The 18,668-nt window shown below is 31.6% G+C and carries 17 protein-coding genes; 13 read left to right on the forward strand and 4 right to left on the reverse strand.

The genetic code is table 11. The features are described from left to right. The first annotated feature begins 24 nt into the window (after window positions 1-24). Window positions 25-1,095 (forward strand): serine hydrolase domain-containing protein, encoded by a 1,071-nt coding sequence (locus tag AAFP94_RS00395; protein ID WP_316661185.1) that lies wholly within the window; start codon window positions 25-27, stop codon window positions 1,093-1,095. Between the two features lie 210 nt (window positions 1,096-1,305). On the opposite strand, the gene AAFP94_RS00400 is transcribed toward AAFP94_RS00395, so the two are convergent. Next, entirely contained in the window at window positions 1,306-1,887 is a 582-nt protein-coding gene (locus tag AAFP94_RS00400; protein WP_316661184.1) for an NUDIX hydrolase, read from the reverse strand. 128 nt (window positions 1,888-2,015) lie between these two features. Between AAFP94_RS00400 and pyrE the strand changes: the two genes are divergently transcribed. Together pyrE and AAFP94_RS00410 are read left to right on the forward strand one after the other, a co-directional pair. Continuing rightward, window positions 2,016-2,660 carry an orotate phosphoribosyltransferase gene (gene pyrE, locus AAFP94_RS00405; protein WP_316661183.1) on the forward strand — a complete coding sequence of 215 codons (645 nt, stop codon included), beginning with the start codon at window positions 2,016-2,018 and terminating at the stop codon, window positions 2,658-2,660. Window positions 2,661-2,685: 25 nt separating this feature from the next. Continuing rightward, window positions 2,686-3,081, forward strand: coding sequence for an SRPBCC family protein (locus tag AAFP94_RS00410; RefSeq protein WP_316661182.1), 396 nt, complete (start codon window positions 2,686-2,688; stop codon window positions 3,079-3,081). Here the strand turns inward: AAFP94_RS00410 and AAFP94_RS00415 are convergent. Next, complete coding sequence (locus AAFP94_RS00415) at window positions 3,078-3,806, reverse strand: biotin--[acetyl-CoA-carboxylase] ligase (protein WP_316661181.1); 729 nt, start codon at window positions 3,804-3,806, stop codon at window positions 3,078-3,080. The genes AAFP94_RS00410 and AAFP94_RS00415 overlap by 4 nt on opposite strands. 84 nt (window positions 3,807-3,890) lie before the next feature. On the opposite strand from AAFP94_RS00415, the gene rsfS reads away from it, so the two are divergent. The 9 genes from rsfS (at window position 3,891) to AAFP94_RS00460 (ending at window position 13,991) form a co-directional block, all read left to right on the forward strand. Further along, window positions 3,891-4,262, forward strand: a complete 372-nt coding sequence (rsfS, locus tag AAFP94_RS00420; protein ID WP_316661180.1) for a ribosome silencing factor — start codon at window positions 3,891-3,893, stop codon at window positions 4,260-4,262. Between the two features lie 8 nt (window positions 4,263-4,270). Further along, window positions 4,271-6,214 (forward strand): ATP-dependent zinc metalloprotease FtsH, encoded by a 1,944-nt coding sequence (ftsH, locus tag AAFP94_RS00425; RefSeq protein ID WP_316661179.1) that lies wholly within the window; start codon window positions 4,271-4,273, stop codon window positions 6,212-6,214. 95 nt (window positions 6,215-6,309) lie between these two features. Beyond that, window positions 6,310-6,918, forward strand: a complete 609-nt coding sequence (locus AAFP94_RS00430) for an LUD domain-containing protein (RefSeq protein WP_316661178.1) — start codon at window positions 6,310-6,312, stop codon at window positions 6,916-6,918. Beyond that, window positions 6,919-7,740, forward strand: coding sequence for a phosphatidate cytidylyltransferase (locus tag AAFP94_RS00435; RefSeq protein WP_316661177.1), 822 nt, complete (start codon window positions 6,919-6,921; stop codon window positions 7,738-7,740). After that, on the forward strand, window positions 7,730-8,383 hold the full coding sequence (locus tag AAFP94_RS00440) for a phosphatidylserine decarboxylase family protein (RefSeq protein ID WP_316661176.1): 654 nt from the start codon (window positions 7,730-7,732) through the stop codon (window positions 8,381-8,383). The genes AAFP94_RS00435 and AAFP94_RS00440 overlap by 11 nt, the downstream gene beginning before the upstream one ends. After that, on the forward strand, window positions 8,380-8,646 hold the full coding sequence (locus AAFP94_RS00445) for an acyl-CoA-binding protein (protein WP_316661175.1): 267 nt from the start codon (window positions 8,380-8,382) through the stop codon (window positions 8,644-8,646). The genes AAFP94_RS00440 and AAFP94_RS00445 overlap by 4 nt, the downstream gene beginning before the upstream one ends. Before the next feature lie 175 nt (window positions 8,647-8,821). Further along, window positions 8,822-11,704 carry an ATP-binding protein gene (locus AAFP94_RS00450; protein ID WP_316661174.1) on the forward strand — a complete coding sequence of 961 codons (2,883 nt, stop codon included), beginning with the start codon at window positions 8,822-8,824 and terminating at the stop codon, window positions 11,702-11,704. A gap of 203 nt (window positions 11,705-11,907) precedes the next feature. Beyond that, window positions 11,908-12,975 carry a nuclear transport factor 2 family protein gene (locus AAFP94_RS00455; protein WP_316661173.1) on the forward strand — a complete coding sequence of 356 codons (1,068 nt, stop codon included), beginning with the start codon at window positions 11,908-11,910 and terminating at the stop codon, window positions 12,973-12,975. A 158-nt stretch (window positions 12,976-13,133) separates the two neighbouring features. Further along, window positions 13,134-13,991 (forward strand): FkbM family methyltransferase, encoded by an 858-nt coding sequence (locus AAFP94_RS00460; RefSeq protein WP_316661172.1) that lies wholly within the window; start codon window positions 13,134-13,136, stop codon window positions 13,989-13,991. A gap of 3 nt (window positions 13,992-13,994) precedes the next feature. Here the strand turns inward: AAFP94_RS00460 and AAFP94_RS00465 are convergent, their stop codons facing one another. Continuing rightward, on the reverse strand, window positions 13,995-16,628 hold the full coding sequence (locus AAFP94_RS00465; protein ID WP_316661171.1) for a valine--tRNA ligase: 2,634 nt from the start codon (window positions 16,626-16,628) through the stop codon (window positions 13,995-13,997). Window positions 16,629-16,816: 188 nt separating this feature from the next. Here AAFP94_RS00465 and AAFP94_RS00470 point away from each other — a divergent pair, with 188 nt between their 5' ends. Next, a complete protein-coding gene (locus tag AAFP94_RS00470) occupies window positions 16,817-17,242 on the forward strand; it encodes a DUF1573 domain-containing protein (protein WP_316661170.1) in 426 nt (141 codons plus the stop codon). Between the two features lie 51 nt (window positions 17,243-17,293). On the opposite strand, the gene AAFP94_RS00475 is transcribed toward AAFP94_RS00470, so the two are convergent. Further along, window positions 17,294-18,631 (reverse strand): PDZ domain-containing protein, encoded by a 1,338-nt coding sequence (locus AAFP94_RS00475; protein ID WP_316661169.1) that lies wholly within the window; start codon window positions 18,629-18,631, stop codon window positions 17,294-17,296. Window positions 18,632-18,668 lie beyond the last annotated feature (37 nt).

The following is an 18,668-nucleotide window of genomic DNA, read 5'->3' on the forward strand; positions in this document are numbered from 1 at the left end:
TAGAATTCAAAATAAAAAAGTGATATGAAAAATTGGAAATTAATTTTAGTAGCACTAGTAGTTTTAAGTTCATGTAAAAGTGAAAATTTAAAACCACCCATTTATAAAACCATTGATAATCCAACTGGGGAAATTATTTATCCAGACAATACTTGGACATATACTTCACCCGAAAATTTTGGATTTTCATTGGATCAATTGAAAGATGTGGAAACTGAATTTAAGAATATTGGTGGAGATGCTTTGTTCGTGGTTAAAAATGGTTATGTAATTATTTCCTGGGGAGATGTTTCAAAACCTATCCAAAATCGTTCTATTAGAAAATCTTATTTAAATAGCCTGTTTGGAATTGAATACGATAAAGGAGAAATTTCGCTAGACATGACCCTTGTTAATTTGGATATTGATGATGTACAGAAACTGACTGAAACGGAAAAAAAAGCAACAGTTTATAGTTTACTGACTAGTTCTTCCGGAGTCTATCATCCGGCTGCATATGAATCTAAAGAAGATGCTGAAGGACGTCCGTTAAGAGGTAGTTTTAAAACTGGAGAATTCTTTTACTATAATAATTGGGATTTCAATGCTCTAGGCCATATTTATACCCAAGTAACTGATCAAGATATCTTTGAATCATTTAAAAGAAGTATTGCAAACAAAATTGGTATGGAAGATTTTAAAATTGAAAATACTACTTATGAATTTGAAAAATCAAAAAGTAATTATCCAGCTTACAGAATGCAAACTTCAGCTCGGGATGATGCAAGATTTGGATACCTCTACTTGCTAAAAGGAAAATGGAAGGATGAACAATTAATATCTGAAACATGGATATCCAAAAGTTTTGAAAAACATGTAGTAACAGGAAAATATTACTACTATGATTACGGATTTCTATGGTGGATAGATACAGTAAATGATATGTATATTGCACGTGGAAATAGCGGGCAATACATTGCCATCTATCCTAAGGAAAATATGGTTTTCGTCTTTCGAGCAGATCCAGGAAGGATTTTTAAAAAATGGTTAGGATCAAGAGTGAAGCCACAAGAAAGTTTCCCTCTTATTAACATGATTTTATCTTCTAGAAAATAAACTGTTCACAGATTTTATTTGAATGACTTTTAATGTGTTTTTCAATCAAAACATTATAAGGTTTGCCAACACCACGTATAATTAATTGCTTAGAGAGTGCATAAAGATCAATACGGAATTCTACCGAATTTCCTGAACTTTGTTTCTTTCTTGATCTTATTGCTTACAGCAACTAACCATACATAAACACATAAAACGAGACAACAAAATTCACATCAATCCCTTAATATTAGCATAAGAGTTTTTTAGTGCTTCCTCTTGCTGTTCTTTGTTTAGCCATGCTACTTGTGTTATCCCTTCACTTTCTTCGGCTTTTAGAGAATCACGGTAAGATGTTTTCATTTCAAACCAATACGTAATTTTTATTCTGTAGCGACCATTGCGTTTAAATATATGATAGGTCATGTCCAGAGGTTTGGTAATTTCAAGGCCTTTTACACCTGTTTCTTCTTCAACTTCTCTAAGAGCCGTTTGATCTATAGTTTCTTTTTTTTCTGCTTTGCCCTTGGGTAAATCCCATTTACCGTTCCTGAAAATAAATAAGACCTCATCTTTATCATTATATACCTTACCACCACCAGCAATAACATTAGGTAATTTCTTTAAAAACTTTTTAAGTATTTTATCCTTGTTTTTATGAATAAGTCTTGCCTCCTGTAGTTTGGTAGTATTAAGGGTTCTAATAACTTTACCAAGTTTTACATTGTTAAGTAAGTAATTCTTAAAATAGGTTTCTTTTTCAATTTCCGTGGTAAGAACTATGGGTTTGTCATTGACAAAGACTTTATACATAAATTTTGTATCAGAAATTACAAAGTGCTAAAATTATCAATTTTTAAGAATATAAACCTACTCAACAAATTTATTTTTATTAAATATCAAGTGTTATTTAAAAGTAAAATTATATTAGTTTTGCTTTTATGATTTTCAACAAACACACCGCCAGAAAAACAGCCGAAGTCTTATTGCAGGTGAATGCTATAAAATTAAACCCAAAAGAACCTTTTATTTGGGCGTCTGGTTGGAAATCTCCTATCTATTGTGATAACCGAATTGTATTGTCTTTTGTAAACATAAGAAACTACATAAAAGAAGCTATGGGCAAACAGATTGAAAAACAATTTGGAAAACCAGATGTTATTGCAGGTGTAGCTACTGGAGCCATTGGTATCGGCATGCTTGTAGCAGAGTATATGGGTCTTCCGTTTGTTTATGTTAGACCAGAAGCCAAAGGTCATGGCAGAAAAAACCAAATAGAAGGTTTTCTTCAAAAAGGGCAGAATGTTGTAGTAGTTGAAGACCTTATAAGTACAGGCAAAAGTAGTTTAAATGCCGTAAAAGCATTAAAAGAAGCTGGTGCAAATGTAAAGGGAATGATTGCTATTTTTACTTATGGTTTTGAATTGGCATTAGAAAATTTCAAACGGGAAGATATCACACTTTATACATTAAGCAATTATGAAAGTTTGTTGGAACAAGCTCTTGAAACCAATTATATATCGCAAAAAGACGTAAAAACTTTATCAGATTGGAATGACAATCCAAGTGAATGGAACGCTAATTGATATATACTATTAAAACATTAAGTAAATGAATTTAGAATCCCCAAAAATAAATGTTGATAAATCTCCTGAAGATGTTTTCAAGTTTCTTTCTGATGTGAAAAATTTTGAGTCGTTGATGCCAGAAAACATCAGCAAATTTGAAATGTTAGATGAAGATAAATTTCTATTCGCATTAAAGGGCATGCCCGAAATAGTGCTAAAAAAGAAAGAAGTATCCGTACCCAACAAGATTGTACTCGGAGCTGCCGAAGGCAAACTAGATTTTACTCTTACTGGTCACATTATGGAAGCTGAAGCAGGAAATAGTGAAGTACAATTAGCCTTTGATGGTGATTTCAACCCTATGATGGCTATGATGATTAAAGGGCCTATTAGTAAATTTATAGAGACATTGGCCAGTAGCATTCCAAAGGTCATCTAATAAAGTAACGTAATTTCCTTTAGGTCGAATTTTTTTACAATTTTATCTTCAAGAAGAACTTGCAGTTTTCCATATTTAGTAACACCTTTTATAAAACCTGAAAATAAATTGCCTTCTATATCTTTAAATGTTGAAGGTTTGTTTTTTCTAAACAATCGCATTTCGTATTCATTTTTAACAGTGTCATATTTTTCATTTTGTAAAAGCAATGAATAATATTTAGTGTTATTAATAATACTAAATAAAATCTCATCTAGATTATAATGATTTCCAGTAATATTTTTTAAAGATGAAGCCTTTGGTAAGTTTTCAAATTCTATTTGATTTACATTAATACCTATACCTATAATTGTATAACTAAGCTTATTTTTTATGACATTTTCTATTAAAATACCACAAATTTTTTTATCGGCTGACAAAATGTCGTTAGGCCATTTAATATACAAATCTGGAATATTTAAAGCTTTAAAGGTTTTAAGAATGGCCAAAGAAATAGCCATACAAATATAAAAAGGAAACTCAACATCGTGCATGCTTAAATCCTTAAACAAACTAAACATCAGGTTTTTCCCTTTATCCGAGTTCCAAACTGTACCCATTTGGCCTCTACCTTGGGTTTGATGTTCTGTAACAACAATAGTATAATCTTCTATAGCCTGATTAGCACATAAATTGCGTAAATATGTGTTTGTAGAATCAGTGGCATTAAGTTTGATTATATGCATTGTATTGAAGTTGCAAATCTTATGATTATTTTAAACTATAAAGAACCAAAAAAATAATAACTTTGCACAAATTAAAACAATTTAATGACGAAAGACAATATTAGCGCAGATCAATTAATAACAACAATATTAGGTGGGATTGAAGATGTAAAGGGAAAAGAAATTAATATCTTAGATTTAAGAGAAATTGAGAATACAGTTTGTGATTATTTTATAATTTGTGAAGGAACTTCAAATACACAAGTTAGCGCTATTATAAATTCAATTCAGAAAAAAGTTAGTAAAGAACATAAAGAAAAGCCTTGGCATATTGAAGGATTAGATAACGCCGAATGGGTTTTAATTGATTATGTTAATATAGTTGTACATGTTTTCCAAAAACATATAAGAGAATATTATGACATAGAAAGTCTTTGGGGAGACGCAAAAACAACTGTAATAGAAACGAGTTATTAAAAAAGTTAATGGCAGACAATAAAAAAAATACGAAAAACAAGAAGACTAAATTCAATCCATATTGGATTTACGGCGGTATCATAGCAATTTTTATCGCTATGCAATTATTTAGCGGAAGTGGTTTTCAAGGAACAAATATAACGACGCCTTCTCAATTTTTCAGTTATCTAGAGGCTGGTGATGTAGAAAAAGTAGAAATTGTAAACAGACGAGAAGCCAAAGTTTTTTTAACAAAGGAAGCTCAAGAAAAAGAAATACACAAAAAATCCAAACCTAATAACTTATTTCCAACGGCAACCAGAATTGCAAATTATTCCTTTGAAATAGGTGATCTTCAAAACTTTGAAAATACTTTTAAAGAAACTAAAAAAGAAGACGAGCTTACTACAGATTTAGTATTCAAAACCGAGCAAAATTTATGGGGAGATTTCTTAATTGGTATTTTGCCCTTTGTATTACTCATTGGTGTTTGGATTTTTATAATGAGACGAATGTCTTCAGGAGCTGGTGGTGGTGCTGGAGGTCAGATTTTCAATATAGGTAAATCTAAAGCTAAATTATTCGACCAGAATACCGAAGTTAAAACAACCTTTAAAGATGTAGCTGGTTTAGAAGGTGCAAAAGAGGAAGTTCAAGAAATTGTAGATTTTCTTAAAAACCCAGAAAAATATACGGCTTTAGGTGGAAAAATACCAAAAGGTGCTCTTCTAATTGGAGCTCCTGGAACAGGAAAAACCTTGTTAGCAAAAGCAGTTGCCGGTGAAGCTAAAGTACCTTTCTATTCATTATCTGGTTCAGATTTTGTTGAAATGTTTGTAGGAGTTGGTGCATCAAGAGTAAGGGATTTGTTCAAACAGGCTAAAGAAAAATCACCAGCAATAATCTTTATTGATGAAATTGATGCTATTGGGCGTGCTAGAGGGAAAAGCAATTTTTCAGGATCTAATGATGAACGTGAGAACACCTTAAACCAATTGTTAACTGAAATGGACGGTTTCGGCACCAATACCAACGTTATTGTACTCGCCGCAACTAACAGAGCAGATGTTTTAGATACCGCTTTGATGCGTGCTGGACGTTTTGATAGACAGATTTTTGTAGACCTTCCAGATGTGCGAGAACGTAAAGAAATTTTTGAGGTTCATTTAAGACCAATAAAAAAAGACAAAGATTTAGATACGGACTTTTTATCAAAACAAACACCTGGTTTTTCTGGTGCAGATATAGCCAATGTTTGTAACGAAGCCGCATTGATTGCAGCCAGAAAAGGAAATAAATCTGTAGGTAAACAGGATTTTCTTGATGCCGTAGACAGAATTATTGGTGGTCTTGAAAAGAAGAATAAAATAATCACTCCAGACGAAAAAAGAGCAGTTGCTTTTCACGAAGCTGGGCATGCAACAATTAGTTGGATGCTTGAACATGCTGCTCCTCTTGTTAAAGTTACTATTGTACCAAGAGGTCGTTCATTGGGAGCAGCCTGGTATTTACCAGAAGAACGTTTGATTGTTCATCCAGAACAAATGCTTGATGAGATGTGTGCTGCATTAGGTGGTCGTGCTGCAGAAAAGGTTATTTTCGACAAAATCTCTACAGGTGCTTTAAGTGATTTGGAAAAAGTTACAAAACAGGCAAGAGCTATGGTAACTGTTTACGGTTTGAGTGACAAAATTGGGAATTTAACCTATTACGATTCATCTGGACAAAATGAATATGGGTTTACCAAACCTTATAGCGAACAGACTGCAGAACTAATAGATAAAGAGATTTCTGATATTATTGAAAAGCAATACCAACGTGCTATTAAACTTCTTGAAGCCAATAAAGACAAGCTTACTGAATTGGCAGAAGTATTACTTGAAAAAGAAGTTATTTTTAAAGATAATTTGGAAAAAATATTTGGAAAAAGACCTTTTGACAAGAATGATGAATCCTCTTCTGAAGAAGAGTAATAACGTTACAAAAACCTTAAATCAGGTTAAGTTTATTATAACTTTTTATATATTTGGTGAAACTACTGTCTCTGGTTGATAGCAAAATACCTTAAATGAGCCTATTTAGAAAAATCTTTGGCCCAAAATCTGACACCTCTCAAGACCAACACGCAAATGAAGAGAGAAGTAAATATATGCCAGATGTAAAGCTTCCAATTGATGAACGTTTTACTATAAACTTTAAGGCTAACGGAGGTAAATTTTTATACTGCGAAGACCTCAATGAAGTTTATGAAAATCTTGATAATATTTTAAAAGAGAATGATTGGGCAGATAAAAAAATATGTATGCTTGATGAAAGACTTGAAAAAAAGTTCAACAAGTTTGAATTCAACACAAGCAAGTATTCTTCAGATTGTGCATTCTTTTTATCAACTTGTGAGTATCTTATTGCTAATGATGGGTCTTTATTGATTTCTTCAAATCAAATTGCTGAAAAGAAACTTAAAGAGTTACCTTCAAACTTCGTGATTTATGCCACCACTAGTCAATTTGTAGAAACGATTAGTGAAGGATTGCGTGGCATAAAAGATAAAAACAAAAATAAAATTCCTACCAATATTACAACCATCAAACATTTTAAAGCTTGTGACGATAAGGACTTCTTGAGTTACGGAAGTAGTTCAAAAAACTTATATTTGCTCTTGTTAGAAGACTTATAAATGAAAGAACTAATTACCAGAAGCCTATCAGGAGTTTTATATATATCTTTATTTTTACTTTGTCTTTACTCTCAACATGCCTTAATTGCATTGTTCTTTTTTTACGGTCTAATCTCTCTGGCGGAGTTTAACAAACTCATACAATTAAAAGGCATAACCTCTTACATCATTTTTGTAATCCTTTATTTGGTCTTTGCTTACTGGCAATTATTTTTAAGTACTGATGATGGTTTTAGTGAAGCCATTCAAATATTGCATGTTATAACCATATTTGTTCAGCTCTTTTTGATTAGAGATTTATTTACAGAAAAAACATTGCCACGATTTATTACAAGACGTTATATAAACACAACGTTTTATCTATCAAGTGCTTTTATTTTTATCATTTTAATCGCAGACTTTTACAAACCATATAATCCAAATATCTTGTTGGGTTCGTTTATTTTAATTTGGGTAAATGATACGTTTGCCTATTTGATAGGAAAGAATTTTGGTAAACAAAAATTATTTCCAACCATTTCACCCAAGAAAACTGTTGAAGGGTTTTTAGGAGGTTTATTTTTTGTGTGCATTAGTAGCTATTTTATTGCTAAATTTACACATACATTGGATTTTAATAATTGGTTAATTTTAAGTATTATTATTAGCGTGTTTGGTACATTAGGCGACTTAATAGAATCTAAATACAAAAGACAAGCCAATGTTAAAGATAGTGGTGTTATTATGCCTGGTCATGGAGGTTTGTTGGATAGATTGGATAGCATACTGTTTGCCGCACCATTTATTTATTTATTTTTAAGAATTACACATTATGTTTCATAAAGAAGGTCATAAAATCATATTCTTTACCCTAGTTTTTTTGGTTGCATTATTTTTATTGATTGATGGCTTTATTGCTCAAAGATGGTTACAAACTCTTCTGGAAATAACATTATTGATTTTCTTCCTTTTAATACTTCAATTTTTTAGAAATCCAAAACGTTACACCAAAATAAACGATAATCAGGTCCTTGCTCCTGTTGATGGTAAAGTAGTTGTAATAGAAGAAGTTTTTGAAAAAGAATATTTTAATGATAAACGATTACAAGTAAGCGTGTTTATGTCTCCTATTAATGTTCACGTAACACGATATCCTATAGGTGGAAAAATTGTATTTAGCAAATATCATCCTGGAAAATATTTGGTGGCCTGGCACCCTAAAGCTAGTGAAGAAAACGAGCGCACAACTGTTGTAGTAGAAAACATGACCTATGGCAAAGTACTTTACCGTCAAATTGCAGGCGCATTGGCAAAGCGCATTGTAAACTATGCTAAAGAGAACAGCAAAGTCATTCAAGGAGCAGATTCTGGGTTTATAAAATTTGGCTCACGAGTAGATTTATTTTTACCTTTAGACACCAATATTAAAGTTAAGCTAAACCAAAAAGTTCGTGGTGGCGAAAGTATTATAGCCGAAGTATCATGACAACCGAAGAGTTAGATAAAGAATTTCAAGATGCAGTAAGTCGCATCAATGCGCATACAGAACCATTCCCTGCAGATTTTTTATTACGCCTTTATGCCTATTACAAAAAAGCAACAAATGATTATGGAAGGCCTAGTAGTCGAAAACCTATCATTAATGCATTTAAGACCAATGCCTTGTTTCAGGTAAAGAATATCTCTCAAGATGAAGCCAAACACGAGTATATTAATTTGGTAAAAAATTACTTTCTGTACAGAAAATAATGTATCCTTTCCCTAGTAGCTAATATTTATTACTTTATCCAATAAATTCCGCTTCAATTTTCAAATGACAAAACAACTAATCTATTCTTTCTAGAAAAAATAGTCTAACTTCGTTTACCTATGCTGAACTTGTTTCGGTAACAACCGGTATAATCAATTAAAATACTCATAGAAGTTGGCGAATAAAATAGTTTTCACATTTATAATTACACTGTTTTTTTGGGGTGATACTTTTGCTCAAAAAGAAAAGGATTCACTTTTTAATGTTTGGAATAATGTAAAACTATCAGACTCAACCAGATTTGAAGCTATAAGTGATTTAATTCAAGCGCACTATCTTTTAAAAAAAACAGACAGTGCGCTTGTTTTAGGGAAACAAATGCTGGATTTAGCACAAAATAATAAGAATATTAAATTTGAAATTGAAGCCAACACTTTAATTGGTGCCATTTATTTTGAGCTTAAAGATTATTCAACTGGAGAAAAAATCTACAACAAGGGATTAGAACTAGCCAGGGCCACCAAAGACAGTTTTCTTTATGCCGAAAAACTATTTGATTTAGGATACATGTATTCTAAATATGAAGATTACACGAATGCTTTTAAAACATTACAAAAATCTGAAAAACTTTACAGAGAATTAGGAGATCCATTAAATGAAGGATGGAGTATTGCACACCAAGGTTTTATTTACAGAGATTTAGGTGATTATAAAGAAGCAGAAAAATATCATAAAAAACATTTAGAATTAAGTAAAAAACATAAAATAAAAAAAAGTATTTCTGCGGCCTATGGTAATTTAGGAGAGATTTATCACAAATTGGGTGATCTTCCAAGATCAATAGAATACTGGAAAAAAGCCATTAGATTATCAAAAGAAATAAACCTGGAACAATATGCAAATGTAGGAACAGGGAAACTTGTTGAAATATATATCATCGAGAAACAATTATCCGAAGCAACTAAATATTTAAATGAATATATAGCAGTTACAGAAAAATATCCTGTTCCAAAATACGAAAGAGATTATTTAATGAAAATACAGCTGTGGAAATGTCAAATAGACTATGGATTTAAAAATTACACTAAAGCCTTAAAAGAATGTGAAGAATGCCTGAAAATTAATAATGTTAACAATTGGAAACTTGAACCTGGTCTTTTTAAAAGCCTTTATGAAGTCAATAAAAAATTAAATCTTCCTGCAATTGCTCTCGATTATTTTGAAAAATATCAAATTGCAATTGACGACGAGAAAAAAAATAAGGCAAGAACAGAAATTCAATCTATTGTTTTTAATAATCAATTAGTTGCAGATAGTATTGCTCAAGCCAAGGAAAAAGAGTTATTAAATATCGCTTATGAAGAAGGAATACACAAAAAGAATCGCGAGAAGAATTTAATTTTAACAATTGGGCTGTTAGTACTTTTATCAGCAATAGCATATTTTGTAATTTCTAGAAAAATGGCTGCATCAGAAAGAAAAAGGCTTAATGAGATTAACAACTTGAAAAATGCATTATTTACTAACATTACACATGAATTTAGAACACCGCTTACCGTGATAAAAGGTATGACTGACACCATTAAATCAAGCTTAAAAAACAATCAACATGACGATATTGAAAATTCATTAGAGATCATAGATCGTAATAGTGATGGCCTAATGCATTTGATTAATGAAATGCTGGATCTTGCAAAAATTGAAAGTGGTAATATGGATTTGAATTTAGTTCAGGTTGATATTATTCCTTTTACAAAATATCTCACTCAAAGTTTTCATTCGCTTGCTGAAGAAAAGGGAATTAATTTTTCCGTTCGCAGTTATGTAGAGCATCTTAAAATGGATATAGATGCAAATAAATTTACAGCTATTATTACCAATTTACTTTCTAATGCTATAAAATTCACTTCAGAAAATGGCGAAGTAAACGTACATATAAAAAAGATAGAGGTTCATCAAACTGATTATATCGAGATAAAAGTTATTGATAACGGTTTAGGAATTTCTAAAGAAGAGCAATTGCATATTTTCGATAAATTCTATCAAGTAGATAACTCGTCATCCAAACTCCAAAAAGGCACTGGCATTGGTTTAGCTTTAGTTAAGGATTTTGTAGAATTGATGAACGGCTCAATTAATGTGGATAGCAACCTAGGAAAAAGCAGCGTTTTCAGAATTACAATTCCAATTACTAATAATGCAGATTTAGTGAATGATTCGGAACTCGTATCAAATTCAATAATTACTAAAGCTAATGTTACAACAATCGTATCAGAAAATAATCAATCTATAAATAATTCTGATGAGAATCTTCCGTTGGTTCTGATTATTGAAGATAATAAGGATGTCGCTCACTATATAAAGACTTGTTTAATTGCAAACTTTCAAATCTTACATGCTCCAAATGGTGCCATAGGCATTGAGATGGCTCTAGAAAAAATTCCAGATATTATTATTAGTGATGTGATGATGCCAGAAAAAGATGGCTACGAGGTATGTAAACATCTAAAAACCGATGAGCTCACAGATCACATTCCAATCATCATGCTCACGGCTAAAGCCACTTTTGAAGATAGACTTACCGGGCTTTCTCATGGTGCAGATGCCTATCTAACAAAACCATTTGAGAAAAAAGAATTATTAACGCGTATTGAGCAGTTAATTCTTTTGCGAAAAAAAATGTTGAGCAAATTTGAGAAAACTGGCATAGATAGCTTGCTAAACAAGAATGTCAAAAATTCTGAAACCAAGTTTCTTGAGAAAATAATTAAGATAATACATGATAATATTATACAAACTGATTTTGGTCCTTTGCAATTAGCACAAAAATCACACTTTAGCGAATCACAATTATATCGAAAATTAAAAGCCACTAGCGGAAAATCTACAGCCATGTTTATTCGGTCTATTCGACTGCAAAAAGGAAAAGAATTAATTCAAACCACAGACAAAACAATTTCGGGAATTGCATACGAAGTAGGATTTAACGATCCTTCCTATTTTAGCCGTGCCTTTAAAGAAGAATTTGGTCTTGCACCTAGTGCCATTTCCAAGTAATACTATACAATACCACAAGTATTTAATCTAACTTTTAATGATAACAAGGTCATGCATCTTTCAGGATAATTCAGAAATAGTCCTAGTTTTTGAAGAAATAGTCCATGATGCCAGTCAAGTAATACAATAGCTTTGTAGTATAATCAAAATCCGTCATTTCTAGTACAAATGCCTGTAGCTATTAATCATTTAAATATATTATTATGAAAACAATTTTCAAATTTGCAGTTATTATTATTCTTACGATATTCATTACAGCATGTAGTGATAATGATCAAGCTACTGCGTCTGAAGCAGAAGCTATATTAGGGACACAATTAGCATCGAGAAACGGTGGCAGCGTAATTAACCAGGAATATCCAGATGCACAAGCAGAGGTATTAAAAACTTTTATGGCCATTGCAACAAGTATAACAAACGGAGCTGGCCTTGGAGCAGATTCTGAATATATGGACCAACTTATCTCTTTTCATGATTATGATGCCATGTTTACTGAATTTAATTATGATTTCAATAATAATGGATTTCTTACAGATAGTGAAGGTAATGAAGAACATGAACGTATGTTATTTGGTGAAATAGTAAAACCAGGTGGAGTTAAAAAATTTGCTGCTCTCCCTGGAACTTTGAAAGTTGCTGTATATTATGGGAATGTAGCTAATTTAACCTTTATTTCAGATTTTGTATTAGATACTCATCCACTTGGAGAAATTACAGTCAATAATCTAATTACTTTATTATTTGTTAAAACAAATGGTGAATGGAAAATGGTGCACGAACATCATTCTCCTTCGAAGATTTTACCATCAACAGGGGAAAAACCTAGCAACATTCTTTCTGAATTTGACCCAAGTTCAGCTTCAGCTGCACAGCTAGAGGTCTACGCAACTTTTGGGGCCATTGGAGCAACTATAATGGCAAATTCAGGAACAGGAGCCGAAAACATGGATGAACTTATCTCTTTCCATGCCTATGGTCCAAAGTTTACCGAATTTAACTACGATGCTGAAGGTAATGGATTTCTTACCGATAGTAAGGGAAATGAAGAGCATGAACGTGCGCTTTTTGGTAATTACACGGTGGAGAAATTTGCCTATTTAGAAAAAACTTTAAATATTGTTTTATTTCATAGGAATGTAGCTAATGTAACTTTTATTTCAGATTTTGAAGTGGAGGGAATTGGCACAATTAATAATCTAATTACTTTGTTATTTGTTAAAACAAAGGGTGAATGGAAAATGGTTCACGAACATCATTCTCCACTGAACTAATCAATATCCAACAATATTCAATTAAAATTCCATAGAATATATTTTATGGAATTTTAATTTTTTCTGTAACCAGCAAGTAGCCTCACTAACGACAAGACATAAATTTATCAATCTAAACTTACCAAACTCACTTTTAATGTTTCTATCTTTGATGAAGCATGAAATCCTTAATAAAAAAAATCCTGGAATTTTTCAATTTTACAATAGCTCGTAAAATAAATGGTACCTATTTTAAAATACCTATTTTAGGAAGTTTGGGCTTTTCTAATTTGTCTGTCAACGAAAAGTGGATGATTGACGTATTGAAAATTATTCTTCAAATTGATTCTGTGAAATTTATTGATGTCGGTGCAAATATTGGTCAAACACTTTTGAAATTAAAGAGTATAGATAAAAACATTGAATATATTGGTTTTGAGCCAAATCCAAACTGCATTTTTTATTTAAGAACATTGATAAAAAAAAATTCAATTAAAAATGTCGTTTTAGTGCCGATAGGTATTTCTACAAAAAATGAGTTGGGAGAATTAAATTTTTATATAGAAAACTATACTGACAGTTCTGCTTCAATTCTTGAAAATTTTAGAGAAAATAAAATATTACGAAAAGAGTTTATCTCATTATTTGATGTGAAAAACATAAAAAATAAAATTGATTTTAATGACATATCCTTTCTGAAAGTTGATGTTGAAGGAGCAGAATTAGAAGTTATTGAAAGTTTTAAGGATGAAATAAAAAACCATAACCCTTTTATATTACTAGAAATATTACCTATTTATAATATAAAGGAGAATCCTAATAGATCTGAAAGACAAAATAAGTTATTAAGTATATTAAAAAACTTACATTATTCAGCATTTAGAATTATTAAAACCAAAGAGATACTATTAAGCTTAAAAGAAATTGATAGGATTGAAGTCCATTCAAACTTAAATCATTGTGACTATATTTTTGTTCCAATAATAAAACTTAATGAATTTAAATCTTTAGCAAATAATCTATTAAGTTCTAATTGAAAATTACGAACCCAAACTCGCCAAACTCGTTTTCAAGGTTTCAATTTTTGCTAAAGCCTCGGATTCCTTTTTCTTTTCTGTAGCAACTACTTGTTCTGGTGCATTGTTTACAAAACGCTCATTTGAAAGTTTCTTTTGTACAGATTTTAAAAACCCTTCGGTATAGTTAAGTTCTTCTGTGAGTTTTTTAATTTCAGCTTCTATATCTATAGCTCCCGACATTGGTATAAAGTACTCATTGCTTTTTACTCTAAAGGTCAAAGCACCATCAACAGCTTCTGTAACATAATTGATGCTTTCCAGATTACCAAGTTTTACAATAACCTCATCAAAAGTAGCATTTACATTTTCGTTATTAATAACGGAAAAACCTATAGTATCTTTAAAAGCAATATTCTTTTGTTTTCTAATTGAACGAATACCAGAAACCACGTCTTGAGCAAATTCAAATTCAGAAATTAAGCTTTCGTTTACTGTTTTGGTTTCTGGCCATTGTGAAACAATTAGAGCTTCTTCTGATGTTCTTTCAGAAATATATTGCCAAATTTCTTCAGTTAAAAATGGCATAAAAGGGTGAAGAATCTTTAAATTATTTTCTAATATGGCAATAACACTTTGTAAAGTTTTAGCATCTATTGGTTGCTGATATGCAGGTTTTACTATTTCTAATAACCAAGATGCAAAATCATTCCAAATCAATTTATAGGTTTCCATTAGAGCATCAGATAATCTGAATTTACTAAAATGGTCTTCGATTGTTAATAATGTTTGTTGGAATTTGGCTTCATACCATTCCAAAGCAATTTTACTTGAATTTGGTTGTGGTATAGAATCATCATCTTCCCAGCCATTAATTAATCTGAAGGCATTCCATATTTTGTTGGCAAAGGCTTTTCCTTGTCCACAAAGTGATTCGTCAAAGGGTAAATCGTTTCCAGCAGGCGAACACATAAGCATACCTACACGAACACCATCTGCTCCATATTTTTCAATAAGTTCAATTGGATCAGGTGAATTTCCAAGTGACTTACTCATTTTTCGCCCTTGTTTATCCCTAACAATGCCTGTGTAATATACATTCTTAAAAGGCAATTCATCTCGATATTCATAACCAGCAATAATCATTCGCGCTACCCAGAAAAACATAATTTCTGGTGCCGTCACCAAATCATTGGTAGGATAATAATAGTTTATTTCTTTATTATCTGGGTTTCTAATACCATCAAACACGGACATTGGCCACAACCAAGAAGAGAACCAGGTATCTACCACATCTGATTCTTGGGTTAGGTCTTTGGTTGTTAGCTTTTGGTTATTGGTAGTTTGTTTAGCCAGCTCTAAAGCTTCTTCATTGGTTTTGGCTACTACAAAGTCGTTTACACCATCTCCATAGTAATATGCTGGAATTTGATGTCCCCAATATAACTGACGAGAAATATTCCAATCGCGAACATTCTCCATCCAATTTCTATAGGAGTTTTTAAACTTTGCCGGATGAAATTGAATATCATCATTCATTACATGATCTAAAGCTGGTTTTGCTAAATCTTTCATTTTCAAAAACCATTGTGCAGAAATTTTCGGTTCTATCACAGCTTTTGTGCGTTCGCTAGTTCCAACTTTATGTGTATAATCTTCGGTTTTTACAAGAATACCCAAAGTGTCAAGTTCTTTGGCAACTTGCTTTCTTGCCACTTCCCTATCCAAACCTTGAAAATGTAAACCATAACTGTTCAAAGATCCATCATCATTTAATATATCAATAACCTCAAGCTTATGACGTTCCCCAATGTCTTTATCATTTACATCATGTGCAGGTGTAATTTTTAAACAACCTGTACCAAACTCAATATCAACATAATCATCCATGATGATTGGAACAACACGATTACAAATTGGAACAACAACACGCTTTCCTTTTAAAGATTTAAAACGCTCATCGCTAGGATTTACACAAACTGCGGTATCTCCTAAAATAGTTTCAGGTCGTGTCGTTGCAATAGTGACATAGTTTTCTTCGCCTTCGACCTTATAATTTACGTAATATAGTTTATCTGTACGCTCAACATGAATAACCTCTTCGTCAGATAGAGTTGTTTTCGCTACTGGATCCCAATTTACCATACGATAACCACGGTAAATCAATCCTTTCTTGTAAAGATCAATAAAAACATCAATGACAGATTCAGACAAATCGTCATCTAATGTAAATTTTGTGCGTTCCCAATCACATGAAGCACCCAATTTTTTAAGTTGTTCAAGGATGATACCACCATGTTTATGAGTCCATTCCCAAGCATGTTCTATAAATTCTTCTCGAGAGATATCCGCTTTATTAACACCATCGCTTTTAAGTTTATCTACAACTTTAGCTTCGGTAGCAATTGATGCATGATCCGTACCTGGAACCCAACACGCATTTTTCCCTAATAAACGTGCACGACGAACTAATACATCTTGTATGGTATTATTAAGCATGTGCCCCATATGCAAGACACCAGTTACGTTTGGTGGTGGAATAACAACCGTATAAGGCTCTCTTTCATCTGGTATTGAATGAAAATAATTGTGTTTCATCCAGTAATCATACCATTTACTTTCTACCTGACTTGCATCATATTTTGATGGAATCTGCATGCTTTGGAATAGTTTTTGACTTTGATGTGCAAAAGTACTTATATTTCTTATTCTGTGAAAGCCCTAAAAAGGCATTATTATTGGATAATTTGTAGATTTAATCCAAAAAAATGATTTACCATACATCTAATAATTTTGTAGAATGTAGAAAAAGTAAGTATGTTAGCAATAATTAAAACATAAAAGAGATGAAAAAATTAGTTGCGATTTTATTTATTGGACTAATTAGTTTTGCACTGAATGCTCAAGAAAAAATAGCTAAAATTGAGTTCAAAACTGATGTAATTGATTATGGTACTATTGAAAAAGGAGCCAACGGTGTTAGAACTTTTGAGTTCACTAATACTGGAGATGCACCACTAATTATTACTAAAGTAAGTTCTAGTTGTGGTTGTACTGTTCCTAAAAAACCTGATGCACCGATAATGCCTGGCGAAACAGGAGAAATACAAGTAAAGTATGATACTAATAGAGTCATGCCAATAAGAAAGACAATAACTGTTCTATCTAATGCAGATACTCCAACTGTTGCTTTAAAAATTAAAGGTGAAGTAATAGATCCAAATAACTCAAGCGTTTTAGAAAAGAAAAGTAAAAGTGTCGTAGAGCAATAAAACTCTAGTTCAATATTGACTAAAGCTCAAACATTTAAAGTTTGGGCTTTTTTATTTAAAAACGCTTTCTAGCATAAATTGGTAAAACAAAATAATTCCGTTTCGGTCAACTCTTAATTTAATTCTTTTGCCTTCTTCTCCATAAAACATTTGAACAACATCTTGCAGTTCCAGACTTTGTGTTGGATTACCATTTATCGTTAAAATCACATCTCCAACTTTTAGACCTGCTCTTTCAGCTGGAGAATCTTTTCTTAACTCAACAATACTAAAAGCCGGTTTAAGTGCAAGTTTGTATTTTGTTTCTATAACTATACTAGTAGATGATTCTGTACCACTACCATTTACAAGTCTATCGGAAACAAAACTGTTATTCTCTTCTTTCACCATTCTTACACCAGTATGTTCAATTTCAATTCCACTTTTATTATAACTAAACGGATCTCTAAAATTGCCATTTTTCTTAAGTGTAATTAAAGCCTTACGATAATTAATAACAACATTAAACCGTTTTAATATATTACCAGCAACGCTACCATTTCGTTCTTTATGTTGCTTGGCATATAGTATTGATGTTGAATCTGGAAATGAAACATTGGCATTTTTAAATCTAAAGTCGTTTAACCAAAATTCATCAATTTTGGATCGTTTGCCATAAACACTTCCACTTAATCCATGACCCAGAAAATCATTAAAATACTTGTTATTTGCATAAATCCCTTCGCTCTTTTCTTCAAACAGCCACAAGGCATCACTACCGCCCGAATCTATAAGTAATTTAACGGGAATTTCTTTATCATCAATTTTTACTTTTCCTCTTACATATGGTTTATTATTGTAAAACTCCAAATTAAGATCAGTACACTTTCTACATTTCTTATAAACATAATCTTCAGGATTAGTAATGGTTATATATTTTGAAATGTAATTTATTTCAACAACAAAGTCTTTAAATAAATCATAACCCATAATACCATGAACAGGTACCCCTAATCTTGGTGCAAAATTTAACGAAGGGTCAAAAATGGCATACAATTCTTGGTTTATTTTTATAGCTTCTCCTATTTTAATAACATTATTCTTTGACCTCAAAGCTTCAACAGGATCTCCATCTCCAAGACCCATTAGCAAAATTGTTTCGGTATCTCTAATTTTAAGAGAATCTGTGATGTTCAAATAATTGAAAATCAAAGGTTTGCTAACTCCAGTATCTAAGATAAAAGAGAGTTCAACACCATTAACTTCAACTGGAATTACAATTAAATTATTGATTAACTGAAATCTGATTTTATCCTTACCATTTTTAGTTTGAAGAGAAAACTCATTTTGTGAAAACCCAAAACTAAAAACAAAAGAAAATAGAAATGTTAAGTACAGGAATTTTCGCATATAGGCAATAATTAATTCTTTGAATCAATTTACAAAT

It is taken from the genome of Gilvirhabdus luticola, assembly GCF_040117515.1.
GTDB classification, from domain to species: Bacteria; Bacteroidota; Bacteroidia; order Flavobacteriales; family Flavobacteriaceae; genus Gilvirhabdus; species Gilvirhabdus luticola.

Excerpts from the sequence above, each read along its gene's own strand:
- AAFP94_RS00395 (WP_316661185.1), top strand. The coding sequence starts at position 25 with ATGAAAAATTGGAAATTAATTTTAGTAGCACTAGTAGTTTTAAGTTCA.
- AAFP94_RS00400 (WP_316661184.1), bottom strand. The coding sequence starts at position 1,887 with ATGTATAAAGTCTTTGTCAATGACAAACCCATAGTTCTTACCACGGAA.
- pyrE (WP_316661183.1), top strand. The coding sequence starts at position 2,016 with ATGATTTTCAACAAACACACCGCCAGAAAAACAGCCGAAGTCTTATTG.
- AAFP94_RS00410 (WP_316661182.1), top strand. The coding sequence starts at position 2,686 with ATGAATTTAGAATCCCCAAAAATAAATGTTGATAAATCTCCTGAAGAT.
- AAFP94_RS00415 (WP_316661181.1), bottom strand. The coding sequence starts at position 3,806 with ATGCATATAATCAAACTTAATGCCACTGATTCTACAAACACATATTTA.
- rsfS (WP_316661180.1), top strand. The coding sequence starts at position 3,891 with ATGACGAAAGACAATATTAGCGCAGATCAATTAATAACAACAATATTA.
- ftsH (WP_316661179.1), top strand. The coding sequence starts at position 4,271 with ATGGCAGACAATAAAAAAAATACGAAAAACAAGAAGACTAAATTCAAT.
- AAFP94_RS00430 (WP_316661178.1), top strand. The coding sequence starts at position 6,310 with ATGAGCCTATTTAGAAAAATCTTTGGCCCAAAATCTGACACCTCTCAA.
- AAFP94_RS00435 (WP_316661177.1), top strand. The coding sequence starts at position 6,919 with ATGAAAGAACTAATTACCAGAAGCCTATCAGGAGTTTTATATATATCT.
- AAFP94_RS00440 (WP_316661176.1), top strand. The coding sequence starts at position 7,730 with ATGTTTCATAAAGAAGGTCATAAAATCATATTCTTTACCCTAGTTTTT.
- AAFP94_RS00445 (WP_316661175.1), top strand. The coding sequence starts at position 8,380 with ATGACAACCGAAGAGTTAGATAAAGAATTTCAAGATGCAGTAAGTCGC.
- AAFP94_RS00455 (WP_316661173.1), top strand. The coding sequence starts at position 11,908 with ATGAAAACAATTTTCAAATTTGCAGTTATTATTATTCTTACGATATTC.
- AAFP94_RS00460 (WP_316661172.1), top strand. The coding sequence starts at position 13,134 with ATGAAATCCTTAATAAAAAAAATCCTGGAATTTTTCAATTTTACAATA.
- AAFP94_RS00465 (WP_316661171.1), bottom strand. The coding sequence starts at position 16,628 with ATGCAGATTCCATCAAAATATGATGCAAGTCAGGTAGAAAGTAAATGG.
- AAFP94_RS00470 (WP_316661170.1), top strand. The coding sequence starts at position 16,817 with ATGAAAAAATTAGTTGCGATTTTATTTATTGGACTAATTAGTTTTGCA.
- AAFP94_RS00475 (WP_316661169.1), bottom strand. The coding sequence starts at position 18,631 with ATGCGAAAATTCCTGTACTTAACATTTCTATTTTCTTTTGTTTTTAGT.